The 13,535-nt window shown below is 65.2% G+C and carries 11 protein-coding genes; 5 read left to right on the top strand and 6 right to left on the bottom strand.

What is annotated here, in order from left to right; genetic code table 11:
- The first annotated feature begins 8 nt into the window (after positions 1-8).
- Together rpmG and nadB are read left to right on the top strand one after the other, a co-directional pair.
- Positions 9-176 (top strand): 50S ribosomal protein L33, encoded by a 168-nt coding sequence (rpmG, locus tag QCE64_RS02835; RefSeq protein ID WP_006478046.1) that lies wholly within the window; start codon positions 9-11, stop codon positions 174-176.
- Between the two features lie 193 nt (positions 177-369).
- Positions 370-1,968 (top strand): L-aspartate oxidase, encoded by a 1,599-nt coding sequence (gene nadB / locus QCE64_RS02830; protein ID WP_309914209.1) that lies wholly within the window; start codon positions 370-372, stop codon positions 1,966-1,968.
- Here nadB and nadC read toward each other — a convergent pair.
- From nadC to purN, 6 genes are all read right to left on the bottom strand, one after another.
- Entirely contained in the window at positions 1,965-2,837 is an 873-nt protein-coding gene (gene nadC / locus QCE64_RS02825; protein WP_310002601.1) for a carboxylating nicotinate-nucleotide diphosphorylase, read from the bottom strand. The two genes, nadB and nadC, sit on opposite strands and share 4 nt — an antisense overlap.
- Entirely contained in the window at positions 2,837-3,964 is a 1,128-nt protein-coding gene (gene nadA, locus QCE64_RS02820) for a quinolinate synthase NadA (RefSeq protein ID WP_310002600.1), read from the bottom strand. The genes nadC and nadA overlap by 1 nt, the downstream gene beginning before the upstream one ends.
- A 118-nt stretch (positions 3,965-4,082) precedes the next feature.
- Positions 4,083-5,279: an acyl-CoA desaturase gene (locus QCE64_RS02815; RefSeq protein ID WP_310002599.1), complete on the bottom strand. Its 1,197-nt coding sequence runs from the start codon at positions 5,277-5,279 to the stop codon at positions 4,083-4,085.
- Between the two features lie 263 nt (positions 5,280-5,542).
- On the bottom strand, positions 5,543-6,907 hold the full coding sequence (locus QCE64_RS02810) for a mechanosensitive ion channel domain-containing protein (protein WP_310002598.1): 1,365 nt from the start codon (positions 6,905-6,907) through the stop codon (positions 5,543-5,545).
- A 12-nt stretch (positions 6,908-6,919) separates the two neighbouring features.
- On the bottom strand, positions 6,920-8,221 hold the full coding sequence (locus tag QCE64_RS02805; RefSeq protein WP_309914198.1) for an RsmB/NOP family class I SAM-dependent RNA methyltransferase: 1,302 nt from the start codon (positions 8,219-8,221) through the stop codon (positions 6,920-6,922).
- The gene (purN, locus tag QCE64_RS02800; RefSeq protein WP_310002597.1) at positions 8,218-8,868 is read right to left on the bottom strand and encodes a phosphoribosylglycinamide formyltransferase; all 651 of its coding nucleotides are present in this window, start codon (positions 8,866-8,868) and stop codon (positions 8,218-8,220) included. The genes QCE64_RS02805 and purN overlap by 4 nt, the downstream gene beginning before the upstream one ends.
- A gap of 183 nt (positions 8,869-9,051) precedes the next feature.
- Between purN and QCE64_RS02795 the strand changes: the two genes are divergently transcribed.
- The 3 genes from QCE64_RS02795 (at position 9,052) to lspA (ending at position 13,489) form a co-directional block, all read left to right on the top strand.
- Positions 9,052-10,047: a bifunctional riboflavin kinase/FAD synthetase gene (locus tag QCE64_RS02795; protein WP_309807450.1), complete on the top strand. Its 996-nt coding sequence runs from the start codon at positions 9,052-9,054 to the stop codon at positions 10,045-10,047.
- Positions 10,048-10,151: 104 nt separating this feature from the next.
- Positions 10,152-12,983 (top strand): isoleucine--tRNA ligase, encoded by a 2,832-nt coding sequence (ileS, locus tag QCE64_RS02790; RefSeq protein ID WP_310002596.1) that lies wholly within the window; start codon positions 10,152-10,154, stop codon positions 12,981-12,983.
- Entirely contained in the window at positions 12,983-13,489 is a 507-nt protein-coding gene (gene lspA / locus QCE64_RS02785; protein ID WP_309807447.1) for a signal peptidase II, read from the top strand. The genes ileS and lspA overlap by 1 nt, the downstream gene beginning before the upstream one ends.
- Positions 13,490-13,535 lie beyond the last annotated feature (46 nt).

Below are 13,535 nucleotides of genomic sequence, written 5' to 3'. Positions count from 1 at the left end.
GCACGCACATGGCCAAGGGCGCACGCGACAAGATCAAGCTGGAATCGACCGCAGGCACGGGTCACTTCTACACGACGACCAAGAACAAGCGCAACATGCCGGAAAAGATGGCGATCAAGAAGTTCGATCCCGTCGTCCGCAAGCACGTTGAGTACAAGGAAACCAAGATCAAGTAAATCTTGATGTTGAGAGCCTGAACGAAGACACCGGAAAGCCCCGCCATCGCGGGGCTTTTTGTCGTTCTGACGCCTGCTTTTCATCCGTTTTTCACACACTCGTACGCGGGTTTTCGCTGTCCCTCATTCTTCCCGCGCGCTATGCTTCCCGGCTATCGATCGGCGACCAGTAATCGGACGGAGAAGCGGCAGCATGAATTTCGATGTAGTGATCGTAGGGAGCGGACTCGCGGGCCTGAGCGTCGCGTTGAATCTGGCCGAAACGCGGCGCGTCGCGATCCTCGCCAAGCGCGCGGCGAACGTGGGCGCGAGCGACTGGGCGCAAGGCGGCATCGCGGCGGTGCTCGATTCGGGCGATAGCGTCGACGAACACGTCGGCGACACGCTCATCGCCGGCGGCGGCCTGTGCGACGAAGCCGCTACCCGCTTCATCGTCGAGAACGGGCGCGCGGCGATCGAATGGCTGATCGAGGAAGGCGTGCCCTTCACCCGCGACCTGTCCGCGGAACTCGGCTTCCATCTGACGCGCGAAGGCGGCCACAGCCATCGCCGCATCATCCACGCCGCCGACGCCACCGGCCACGCCGTCGTCACCACACTCGGCGAACGCGTGCGGCGCCATCCGAACATCACCGTTCTCGAAGATCATCACGCGATCGACCTGATCACGTCCGACCGGCTCGGCCTTCCCGGGCATCGCTGCCACGGCCTGTACGCGCTGGACGTGAACACCGGCCGCACCGTGACGCTGCAGGCGCCGCACACGGTGCTCGCCGCCGGCGGCGCGGGCAAGGTCTATCTCTACACGACCAATCCGGACACCGCCACCGGCGACGGCATCGCGATGGCATGGCGCGCGGGCTGTCGCGTTGCGAACATGGAGTTCATCCAGTTCCATCCGACTTGCCTCTTCCATCCGTACGCCAAGTCGTTCCTGATCTCCGAAGCCGTGCGCGGCGAAGGCGGCATCCTGCGGCTGCCGGACGGCACGCGCTTCATGCCGGCCCACGACGAGCGCGCCGAGCTCGCGCCGCGCGATATCGTCGCGCGTGCAATCGACTTCGAAATCAAGAAGCGCGGCATCGATTGCGTCTATCTCGACATCAGCCACCAGCCGCGCGCCTTCCTCGAAGAGCATTTCCCGACGATCCTCGCGCGCTGCCAGGAATTCGGCATCGATATCGCCAAGGAGCCGATTCCCGTCGTGCCTGCCGCGCATTACACCTGCGGCGGCGTCGTGACCGATCTCGCGGGGCGCACCGACCGGCCGGGGCTCTATGCGGTCGGCGAAACCTCGTACACGGGCCTGCACGGCGCGAACCGGCTGGCGAGCAATTCGCTGCTCGAGTGTCTCGTGGTGGGCCGCGCGGCGGCGCAGGCCATCGAAGCCGACGGCTTTTCCAACGGCTGTCACGCCGAACTGCCCGACTGGGACGAAAGCCGCGTGTCGGACCCGGACGAGGAAGTGGTCGTCGCGCACAACTGGGACGAATTGCGGCGCCTGATGTGGAATTACGTCGGCATCGTGCGCACGGACAAGCGTCTGGCACGCGCGCAGCATCGCATTGCCCTGCTGCGCGACGAGATCCACGAGTATTACGCGAACTTCAAGGTGAGCCGCGACTTGCTGGAACTGCGCAACCTGGTGGACGTGGCGTCGTTGATCGTGGAAAGCGCGTGTTCGCGACGCGAGAGCCGCGGCCTGCACTACAGCCGCGACTGGCCGGAAACGCTGCCGAAGGCGCTGCCGACCGTGCTCACGCCGCCGGCCGCCCGCCGCACGAGTCTTTAAACGAGGCGCATGGAGAAATCGGCTGCGCGCACGTCCTTCGTGAGCGCGCCGATGGAAATACGGTCGACGCCCGTTTGGGCAATCGCGCGCACCGTCTCGAAGTTCACCCCGCCCGACACTTCCAGCAGCGCGCGCCCGGCCGTGATGCGCACGGCGTCGCGCATGGCGTCGAGCGTGAAGTTGTCGAGCAGGATCGATTCCGCGCGATGCGCCAGCGCCGTCTCGAGCTGCTCCAGCGTTTCCACTTCGATCTGGATCGGCACGCCGGCCTGCAGCGCGAGCGCCGCGTCCATCGCCGCGCCCACGCCGCCCGCCGCCGCGATGTGGTTTTCCTTGATCAGAATGCCGTCGTACAGCGCGAGCCGCTGATTCGCGCCGCCGCCCACGCGCACCGCGTATTTCTGCGCGAGCCGCAGGCCCGGCAGCGTCTTGCGCGTGTCGAGAATGCGTGCGCGCGTGCCCGCGATGGCATCGACGTAACGGCTCGTCGCCGTCGCCACGCCCGACAGCAGTTGCAGAAAGTTGAGACCGTTGCGCTCGGCGGTCAGCAGCGAGCGCGCCGCGCCATGCAGCAGGACGACCGGCGTGTTCGCCGCCATCCGTTCGCCTTCGCGATACTGCCATTCGACCTCGATGGCCGGATCGACGCGGCGCATCACTTCGTCGAACCAGGGCACGCCGCACAACACCGCGTCCTCACGCACGATGATGCGTGCCGTGCGGCGCGCGCCGGCGGGCACGAGACGGCCGGTGTGATCGCCGCTGCCGACGTCCTCCTCCAGCGCATCGACGACATTGCGGGCCAGCGCCGCCTGTAACACCTCGCCGTACTGCGCGCGGATTTCTTCGAAGATCGGGGACACGGACATCAGGCAGCTCCTACCTGGGTGAACAGCGACGCGTCTTTCGCGAGGTCGCCGCTGGCCTGCACGCGCTTCTTGTGGCGCGCCGCGAAGTCGAGCATGCGGTCGATCGGCACGCGCGCGCGCACGCCGATGGCCGCATCGACGTGAATCTCGTTGTGACCGCGTTCGAGGACATCGGCGAGATTCGCCAGGCCGTTCATCGCCATCCACGGGCAGTGCGCGCAGCTCTTGCAGGTGGCGCTGTTGCCGGCAGTGGGCGCTTCGATGAAGGTCTTGCCCGGCGCGGCCAGTCGCATCTTGTGCAGGATGCCGAGATCCGTCGCGACGATGAAACGCTGCGCGTCCATACGCACGGCGGCGTCGATCAGCTGCGTGGTCGAGCCGACGACGTCCGCGAGCGCCACGACGCCTTCCGGCGATTCGGGATGCACGAGGATCTTCGCGTCCGGATACTCGCGGCGCAGCAGATCCAGTTCGATGCCCTTGAACTCGTCGTGGACCAGACACGAGCCCTGCCACAGCAGCATGTCCGCGCCCGTCTTCTTCTGGATGTAACCGCCCAGATGGCGGTCCGGCGCCCAAAGGATCTTTTCGCCGCGCGCGTGAAGGTCGGCGACGATTTCGAGCCCGATCGACGAAGTCACCATCCAGTCCGCGCGCGCTTTCACCGCGGCGCTGGTGTTCGCATAGACGACGACGGTGCGGTCCGGATGGGCGTCGCAGAAGGCGGAGAATTCATCGGCGGGACAGCCGAGGTCGAGGGAACAGGTGGCGTCGAGATCCGGCATCAGCACGCGCTTGTCCGGGCTCAGGATCTTGGCGGTCTCGCCCATGAAGCGCACGCCCGCGACCACCAGCGTCTTCGCCGCATGATCGCGCCCGAAGCGCGCCATTTCGAGTGAATCGGCGACGCAACCGCCGGTTTCGTCAGCGAGTTCCTGGAGTTCGGCGTCGACATAATAGTGCGCCACCAGCACCGCTTCTTCCCGCTTCAGGAGAGCGCGAATGCGTTCCTTCAAGCGGCGCCCTTCTTCCGGCGACGGCGCTTCGGCCACCCGCGCCCACGCTTCGCCCACACCGCAGGTCAGGCCTTGCGGCCGGTCATACTCGATGCTTCTGATCGCTTCCATGTCTCCGATCCCCACGCGCAACGGCTGCACGATTCGCTGCAAATCCGACCGCACAAAAACAAAGACCCCGCCAGAGCGGGGTCATGTGACGTCACGGAATTTTAACGGATAACGCGCGTCAGGCGTAGCGGCGCAGGCGCAGCGCGAAGTCTTGCAGAGCCTTGATGCCGCTCTCTTCCGCGCGATGGCACCAGTCCTGCAACTGGGTCACGAGCTGTTCGCGGGAAGCGTTGGAGCGATCCCAGATGGCCGAGAGATCCTTGCGCAATTCGATGAAGGTGCGCAGGCGCTGATTGTCCGAGGTCAGTTCCGGAAGCTGCTTGAGCTGCGGCTCGTTCAGGCCATCTTCTTCCTTGTGGAACCACTTGCGGGCGCCGCGCATCAGCTGATACTTCTCGCGCGCGCCGGCTTCCTTCAGCTTGGCGAGTTCCTGCGCGTACGCGCGCTTGAGCGCCTTGCCATAACGCGCCATCACTTCATAACGGTTCGACAGCACCGCCTGCAGCGTGTCCTGGTCGACCACGGCCTTGCTTGCGGCGAGCTTCGGCGTGGGCGCAACCTTCTTGACCTTGGCGAGACGCAGCGCCGACATGATGCGGATATACATCCAGCCGATGTCGAACTCGTACCACTTGCTCGAGAGCTTCGCCGACGTGGCAAAGGTGTGATGGTTGTTATGCAGCTCCTCACCGCCGATCAGGATGCCGACCGGGAAGATGTTGGTGGACGCATCCGACGAATTGAAATTGCGATAGCCCCAGAAGTGCGCGAGACCGTTGACGACGCCGGCTGCCCAGAAGGGGATCCAGATCATCTGCACGGCCCACACCGACAGCCCGACGATGCCGAACAGCGCGACGTCGATCACCATCATGACGCTGATGCCGAGAATCGGATAACGCGTGTACAGATTGCGCTCGAGCCAGTCGTTCGGCGTGCCGTGGCTGAACTTGCGCATCGTTTCTTCGTTCTTGGCCTCGGTGCGATACAGTTCGGCGCCTTCGAGCAGCACCTTCCAGATGCCGCGCGTCTGCGGGCTGTGCGGATCTTCTTCGGTCTCGCACTTCGCGTGGTGCTTGCGGTGAATGGCGGCCCATTGGCCGGTGAGCATGCCTGTGGTCATCCACAGCCAGGCACGGAAGAAGTGGCTCGCGGCGGGATGCAGGTCCAGCGCGCGGTGCGCTTGGCAGCGGTGCAGATAGACCGTGACGCCCACAATAGTGATGTGCGTCATCACCAGCGTGAACAACAGAATCTGCCACCAGGAGAAGTCCAGCAATCCGTTGGCGAGAAAATCGAGGGAAGAATTCAGCAAGGCAATTTACCTGTGTAGCTGTGAAATTCGGAAAAAATGGCCGGACAAACAGGCTTAAATCTGACGCTAAGCAGCCTGTTGGCCACGTGAAAGGATCCTTCGCAAGTTCGATCGCATTCTACTGCAAGCGTTCCAAGTCTTTGTCCTAAAGGTGAATTTTTTTGCATGTTAGCAAAACAAGAAAAAACTCACGCCTCGAACTGATGTTGTTTCCGGCTCCAGATCGACGATTCAGCCGCCAAGCGGTACATCCGGACCGGGGATCACACCGTCGGCGAAGCGCCCGTACCGCGGCCGGCGGTATTAAGTACCGAATCGCCCGTGGCCGGCGCCGCACCGTCGATAATCCGTATCTCGCGCTGCGCGTACGGGATTTCAATGCCGTGCTCACAGAATAAACGCCAAACCGCGCGATTCACCTGTGACCTTACGCCGCCCGTGCCCTTTGCGGCGTCGACAATCCAGAAATTCAGCTCCAGATTGATGCCGTCCGCGCCGAAGCTCGCCAGTAGCGCCGCCGGCGCCGGATCCTGCAACACGCGCTCGATACCGAGCGTGGCTTCCTCGAGAAGGCGCATCGCGCGTTCCACGTCGCTCCGATAGCTCACCTGCACCGCAATTTTCGCATTGCCGCGCGTAAGGTACGACGAATGGTTCTGCACGACATCGGTGATCAGCTTCTCGTTCGGAATCAGCGTTTCGATACCGTCCAGCCCGCGCACCACCGTATAGCGCGTGCGGATCTGCGTCACCGTGCCCTGGCTGCCGCTCACGTTGATCATGTCGCCGAGTCGCAGCGAGCGGTCCAGCAGGATGATGAAGCCCGACACGTAATTGCTCGCGATCTTCTGCAAGCCGAAGCCCAGTCCCACGCCCAGCGCGCCGCCGAACACCCCGAGCACCGTGATGTCGATGCCGACGATCGACAGGCTCACCAGAATGGCGGCGAGGATCATCAGCGCGCGGCCGACCCGCGCCAGCACCACTTTCAGATTGGCGTCGAGCGAGCGGGCGCGCATCAGGCGGTCGTCGAGCAGCGCGCCGGCCCACATCGCGACGATCAGCGTCACGCACACCCACAACACGCCCGACGCGAGCGACAGCAGTGTCATGTGCGCATTCGCGACGTTGAAGCGCACACTCGCCATCCACTCGACGACATCGTCCTGAATGCCCATCACGGTGAGCACCATCACGACCCAGACGATCACCGTAACAAGTTTCTCGAACAGATAGAGCAGCGCGCCGGCGTCGTCCTCCGTCTCGCCGCGCCGGAACACGCGTCGCACGACATAGAACATCGAATAGATGACGGCGATGCCGCACAGCGGCACCAGCGCGAGACGCAGGAACGCCGTGTGGATGAACGGCGCGAGCGCCACCTGCGCGATGGACACGAACACCGCGCCGAGCAGCGGGAACAGCGCCTTGTTGAGGCTCTCGGCGCCGAAGCGCACCGCCTCGAAGCGCGACTGACGGCGCGCATCGAGCTTCTTGCGCAGGATGCGCGCGCACCACCACGCCACCGCCAACAGCCCGGCCAGCGCCGCGACCTGCCAGATCACCTGCGGCTCGCCGAAATCGCGCGACAGCCGCGCGGTCAGCTCGGGCAGGAAGCGGGGGTCCATGCGCGCGGCGGCTTACGCCGGCTCTTCTTCAGCCGGCTTTTGCTTCTTCGACGCGTCCGGCACGCGTTCCAGCACGGCGGCGAAAAAGCCGTCGGTGCCGTGCTTGTGCGGCCACAGCGACAGATAGTCGCCCGTGTCCAGGTCGATGCGCTGCTCCGCGAGCACGTCGCGCGCGGGCACGACGCGGAAGTTCGGATGCGTCTCGAGGAACTGCTTGACGACGCCTTCGTTTTCCGCGTCGAGCATCGAGCAGGTGGCGTAGACGAGACGGCCGCCGTTCTTCACGAGGCGCGCGGCGCTGGTGAGAATCGACAGCTGCTTGGGCGTCAGTTCCGCAACCGAATCCGGCGACTGGCGCCACTTGAGATCCGGATTGCGGCGCAGCGTGCCGAGCCCGGAACACGGGGCGTCGACGAGCACGCGGTCGATCTTGCCCGCGAGACGCTTGATCTTCGCGTCCTGCTCGCTGTCGATCAGCACGGGATTCACGTTGGACAGGCCGCTGCGCGCGAGCCGCGGCTTGAGCTTGGCGAGACGCCGGTCCGAGACATCGAACGCGTAGAGCCGGCCGGTCGAGCGCATCATCGCGCCGAGCGCCAGCGTCTTGCCGCCCGCGCCCGCGCAAAAATCGACGATCATCTCGCCGCGGCGCGGCGCCATCAGCGAGCAGAGCAGCTGGCTGCCTTCGTCCTGCACCTCGATCCAGCCTTCCTGGAACGGCGCAAGACGCGTCAGCGCGGGCTTGCCGCCCACCCGTACGCCAAACGGCGCGAACGGCATCTCGCCCGCGTCGATACCGGCGGCGGCCAGCGCCTTCAGCACCTCTTCACGACTTGCCTTGATCGGGTTCGAGCGCAAATCGAGCGGCGCCGGATAGTTCAGCGCGGCGGCGAGCTGCGCGAGCTCCTCGGGCTCGAAGCGCTTGCCGAGCGCCTCGAAGATCCACTGCGGCAGGTTCGTGCGCACGCGCACCGGCAAACTGGCCGGGTCGATCTTCGACACTTGCGCGAGCCATTGATATTCATCCGCCGACACGAACGGCTTCAGCGCCGACAAACCGGCCGTCTGCATCAGGCCGAGCAGCGCGAGGCGACGCGCCTGGTTGCCGCTGCCGCTTTCCGCGAGATGCGAAAACTCCATTTTCCGGCGCAGCACGGCGAACACCGCTTCGGCGATCACGCCGCGCTCGCTATGTCCAAGCTTAGGATGCGCGCGGAAGAAGCGGCTGGTCGCGGCATCGGCGGGGCCGGAGAAGCGCAGCACATCCGCCAGCAGCGTTTCGGTTTGTCCAATCAGAAATCCATGCAGCCTCATACGCCCTCCCCGGCAATGTCGGCAAAGAGCCATTGCGGCTCAGACGGCGTGAGGGCGACGCGTTCGCCCTCGATAGAAAGACGCCCCTCGATGAACCAGCGCACCGCGCGCGGGTAGATGACGTGTTCGACGGCCAGCACGCGCGCGGCGAGCGCCGCGGCGTCGTCGCCGGCGAGCACCGGCACGGCGCCCTGCGCGACGATCGGCCCGTGATCCAGCGTCGGCGTCACGAAATGCACGCTTGCGCCATGCACGCGCACGCCGGCGTCGAGCGCCTGCTGATGCGTGCGCAGCCCCGCGAAGCACGGCAGCAGCGACGGATGCACATTGAGCATGCGCCCGGCATAGCGTTCGACGAAAGCGTCGGTCAGCACCCGCATGAAGCCCGCGAGCACGACGAGATCCGGCGCGGAGCGGTCGATTTCCCGGGCGAGCGCCGTGTCGAACGACGCCCGGCTTTCGAACTGACGATGATCTACCACGATGGTTTCAATGCCGTTCGCCTGGGCGAAACCCAGGCCGGCGGCATCAGGCCGGTTTGCAATGACCGCCTGGACCCGGGCCGGCCAGCCCTCGCGCGCGCAGGCGCGCACGACGGCCTCCATGTTGCTGCCCCGTCCGGAGATCAGAATGACGATTTTCTTCATCCGCCGATTTTATCATCCGGCCGGGGAGAAAATCGTGCCAAAGAGGCCGGCGCGGGCGGCCGCGCGCGCCTCGCACAGGACGCTCCACCGCCCCGCGCGCCCGTGCGCCGGCGCGAGCGTTTATAATCTAACGCTTTGCAGCATCTGCCCCTCATCGCTCAGCCTCACCGACCAACGCCTATCGTGAGAGTCTTTCGCGGCCTTCCCAATGCCGAAAGCCGGGCGCCCTGCGCACTGACCATCGGCAATTTCGACGGTGTCCATCGCGGCCACCAGGCGCTGCTCGCGCACGTCCGGGCTGCCGCCGACGCGCGCAACCTGCCCGTCTGCGTGATGACCTTCGAGCCGCATCCGCGCGAGTTCTTCAATCCGGCCGGCGCGCCGCCGCGCATCGCCATGCTGCGCGACAAGCTGGAGGCGCTGCGCACCAACGGCGTCGACCGCGTCGTGGTCGAGCACTTCAACAAGACCTTCGCGAGCCAGTCGCCGGACACCTTCGTGAAGAACGTGATCGTCGACGGCCTGCACGCCCGCTGGGTCATGGTCGGCGACGACTTCTGCTACGGCGCGAAACGCGCGGGCGACTTCGCCTCGCTCAAGGCCGCCGGCGAGAAATACGGCTTCGAGGTCGAACGCATGGCAACCGTCGCGCATCCGAACGGCGCGCGCATTTCGTCGTCGTCGGTGCGGGCCTCGCTGGTCGCCGGCGATCTCGACGCGGCGCAAGTCGCGCTCGGACGTCCGTATGTCATCAGCGGGCACGTCGTGCACGGCGCGAAGCTCGGCCGCGATCTCGGCTTCCCCACGCTGAACCTGCCGATCGCGCACAAGCGCCCGGCGCTCGCGGGCATTTTCGTGGTGCGCGTGCACGGCCTCGCCGACGAACCGCTGCCCGCCGTTGCAAGCCTGGGCCTGCGCCCGACCGTCGACGACTCCGGCCGCGTGCTGCTCGAAGTCTTCGTGCTCGACTGGCACGGCGACGCCTACGGCAAGCTGGTGCGGGTCGAATTCCTGAAAAAGCTGCGTGACGAGGAAAAGTACGTGGACCTCGAAACGCTCTCGGCTGCAATCTCGCGCGACGTCGACAACGCCCGCGCGTATTTCGGCCTTCCGCCCGCCAGCAACGCGGGCAGCCGCGCCACGGGATTCGCCATTTCGGCGACTGACCGAATTAGGTGAGCGTGCGGCGCCCGCGTTGACCACGCCGGCGCCGCCCGCTGCCCCGCCTCCCGATTCATCGCGCGCGAGACAAGCGCCGCCTCACCGAATTCACCGAGTCACCCATGAGCGACAAGAAAGAGAAAGCCTCCGCGAAGTACCCCGTCAACCTGCTCGACACGCCCTTCCCGATGCGCGGCGACCTGCCCAGGCGCGAGCCCGCATGGGTCAAGGAATGGCAGGACAAGCAGATCTACGAGAAGATCCGGGCGGCCAGCCAGGGCCGCAAGAAGTTCATCCTGCACGACGGCCCGCCGTATGCAAACGGCGACATCCACCTCGGCCACGCGGTGAACAAGATCCTGAAGGACATGATCGTCAAGGCGCGCAATCTCGCGGGCTTCGACGCCGTCTATGTGCCGGGCTGGGACTGCCACGGCATGCCGATCGAGATCCAGATCGAAAAGCAGTTCGGCAAGACGCTGCCGGCCATCGAGGTGATGCAGAAGGCGCGTGCCTACGCCGGCGAGCAGATCGAGAAGCAGAAAGTCGGCTTCCGGCGTCTCGGCGTGCTGGGCGACTGGGACAATCCGTACAAGACCATGAACTTCACCAACGAGGCCGGCGAGATCCGCGCGCTCGGCAAGATCATGGAGAAAGGCTTCGTGTTCCGCGGCCTCAAGCCGGTGAACTGGTGCTTCGACTGCGGTTCGGCGCTGGCGGAAGCGGAAGTCGAGTACAAGGACAAGACCGATCCGACCATCGACGTGATGTTCGCCTTCGCCGAGCCGGAGAAGACCGCGCAGGCGTTCGGCCTGAACGCGCTGCCGAAGGCCGAGGGCGGCATCGTCATCTGGACGACGACGCCCTGGACCATTCCCGCCAACCAGGCGCTCAACGTGCATCCGGAGATCGTCTACGCGCTCGTCGATACCCCGCGCGGCCTGTTGATCCTCGCGCAGGAGCGCGTCGAGGAATGCCTGAAGAATTACGGGCTGAGCGGCGAAGTGATCGCCACGACGACCGGCGAGCAGCTCGCCAACCTGCGCTTCCATCATCCGCTGGCGGCGGCGCACCCGGGCTACAAGCGCACCGCGCCGGTCTATCTCGGCGACTACGTGACCACCGAAAGCGGCACGGGCGTCGTGCATTCGTCGCCGGCGTACGGCGTGGAAGACTTCGTGTCATGCAAGGCGCACGGCATGTCGGACTCGGACATCGTCAACCCGGTGATGGGCGACGGCCGCTATATCGAATCGCTGCCGCTGTTCGGCGGGCTCTCCATCTGGAAGGCCAATCCGCAGATCGTCGAGGCACTGGAGGCCGCGGGCTCGCTGCTCAAGACCGAGAAGTACACGCACAGCTACATGCATTGCTGGCGCCACAAGACGCCCATCATCTACCGCGCCACGTCGCAGTGGTTCGCGGGCATGGACGTCACGCCGAAGGACGGCGGCCGCACGCTGCGCGAGATCGCGCTGGAAGGCGTCGAGAACACGGCGTTCTATCCGTCGTGGGGCAAGCAGCGCCTCTACAGCATGATCGCCAACCGGCCGGACTGGACGCTCTCGCGCCAGCGTCAATGGGGCGTGCCGATGGCCTTCTTCGTCCACAAGGAAACCGGCGAACTGCATCCGCGCACGCTGGAATTGCTGGAAGAAGTGGCGCAGCGCGTCGAGCAAGGCGGTATCGAGACGTGGCAGTCGCTGGATCCGCGCGAACTGATCGGCGACGACGCAAACCTGTACGAGAAGAATCGCGACACGCTCGACGTCTGGTTCGACTCCGGCACCACGCACTGGCACGTGCTGCGCGGCTCGCACAAGGACTCGCTGCAGTTCCCGGCGGACCTCTACCTCGAAGGCTCGGACCAGCATCGCGGCTGGTTCCATTCGTCGCTGCTGACCGCCTCGATGCTCGACGGCCGCCCGCCCTACGACGCGCTGCTGACGCACGGCTTCACCGTCGACGGCGAAGGCCGCAAGATGTCGAAGTCGCTCGGCAACGGCATCGATCCGCATGAAGTGGCGAACCGCCTCGGCGCGGAAATCATCCGCCTGTGGATCGCGTCGACCGATTATTCCGGCGAACTCGCGATCTCCGAGGAGATTCTCAAGCGCGTGACGGAAACCTATCGGCGCATTCGCAATACGTTGCGCTTCCTGCTCGCGAACCTGTCGGACTTCGATGTCGCCAAGGACGCGCTGCCGGTGGAAGACTGGCTGGAGATCGATCGCTATGCGGTCGCGCTCACCCGCAACCTGCAGGACGACGCCCTCTCGCACTACGAGAAGTACGAGTTCCATCCGGTAGTGGCCAAGATCGCGACCTTCTGCTCGGAAGATCTCGGCGGCTTTTATCTCGACGTGCTGAAAGACCGTCTCTACACCACCAAGCCCGATTCGCGCGAGCGCCGCAGCGCGCAGACCGCGCTCTTCCATATCGCGCACGGCCTGCTGCGCCTGGTCGCACCGTATCTGTCGTTCACGGCCGAGGAAGCGTACAAGGTGCTCAAGCCGGGTCAGGACACCATCTTCACCGAGGTCTATGCGACCTATCCGGACATCGCCAACGGCGGCGAGCTGCTCGACAAGTGGACCCTGATCCGCAGCGCGCGCGGCGACGTCACCAAGGCGCTCGAAGAAGCGCGCACGGCGAACCTGATCGGTTCGTCGCTGCAGGCGGAAGTCGTGGTGCGCGCGAGCGGGGCCCGCTACGACGCGCTGGCCAGCCTCGGCGACGCGTTGCGCTTCGTGCTGATCACGTCGTCGGCGCAGGTGGAGAAGGTGGCGGGCGAGGCAGAGGAAGGTGTCGATGTCACGGCATCGAAGTATCTGAAATGCGAGCGCTGCTGGCACTATTGCGCGGACGTCGGCGCTCACGCGGATCATCCGGGTCTGTGCGGCCGCTGCTTCTCGAATCTGTTCGGCGCCGGCGAATCGCGAGGCGCAGCATAATGGCAAGGACGATGGCAAAACAAAGCACAAGCAGTGGATCGCTGGCGCCGTGGCTCGGCGTCGCGCTGATCGTGATCCTGTTCGACCAGCTGACGAAGATCGCGGTGCAAAAGGTGTTCGCCTATGGCGACCCGCACGCGCTCACCCCGTTCTTCAACCTGCTGCTGGTCTATAACCGCGGCGCGGCCTTCAGCTTCCTCGCCATGGCCGGCGGCTGGCAGCGCTGGGCCTTCACGGCGCTGGGCGTGGTCGCGGCCATCGTGATCTGCTATCTGCTCAAGCGCCATTCGGGCCAGCGGCTGTTCTGCACGGCGCTGTCGCTCATCATGGGCGGCGCGATCGGCAATGTGATCGACCGCCTCGCCTATGGCCATGTCATCGACTTCCTGGACTTCCATGTGAACACGTGGCACTGGCCCGCGTTCAATCTCGCCGACAGCGCCATCACCGTCGGCGCGGTGCTGCTGATCTTCGACGAACTGCGGCGCGTACGCGGTTCGAAGTGACGTAAAGTGAAGTGAAGTGTGCAGCGCGGCTCCTTTCAAGGAGCCG

Source organism: Caballeronia sp. LZ043 (assembly GCF_031451075.1).
Classification (GTDB): Bacteria; Pseudomonadota; Gammaproteobacteria; order Burkholderiales; family Burkholderiaceae; genus Caballeronia.
This window is presented reverse-complemented; position numbering and strand designations above follow the sequence as displayed.

What these genes read in the sequence shown, in the direction of transcription:
- rpmG (WP_006478046.1), top strand. Translation starts at nt 9, where the DNA reads ATGGCCAAGGGCGCACGCGACAAGATCAAGCTGGAATCGACCGCAGGC.
- nadB (WP_309914209.1), top strand. Translation starts at nt 370, where the DNA reads ATGAATTTCGATGTAGTGATCGTAGGGAGCGGACTCGCGGGCCTGAGC.
- nadC (WP_310002601.1), bottom strand. Translation starts at nt 2,837, where the DNA reads ATGTCCGTGTCCCCGATCTTCGAAGAAATCCGCGCGCAGTACGGCGAG.
- nadA (WP_310002600.1), bottom strand. Translation starts at nt 3,964, where the DNA reads ATGGAAGCGATCAGAAGCATCGAGTATGACCGGCCGCAAGGCCTGACC.
- QCE64_RS02810 (WP_310002598.1), bottom strand. Translation starts at nt 6,907, where the DNA reads ATGGACCCCCGCTTCCTGCCCGAGCTGACCGCGCGGCTGTCGCGCGAT.
- QCE64_RS02805 (WP_309914198.1), bottom strand. Translation starts at nt 8,221, where the DNA reads ATGAGGCTGCATGGATTTCTGATTGGACAAACCGAAACGCTGCTGGCG.
- purN (WP_310002597.1), bottom strand. Translation starts at nt 8,868, where the DNA reads ATGAAGAAAATCGTCATTCTGATCTCCGGACGGGGCAGCAACATGGAG.
- ileS (WP_310002596.1), top strand. Translation starts at nt 10,152, where the DNA reads ATGAGCGACAAGAAAGAGAAAGCCTCCGCGAAGTACCCCGTCAACCTG.
- lspA (WP_309807447.1), top strand. Translation starts at nt 12,983, where the DNA reads ATGGCAAGGACGATGGCAAAACAAAGCACAAGCAGTGGATCGCTGGCG.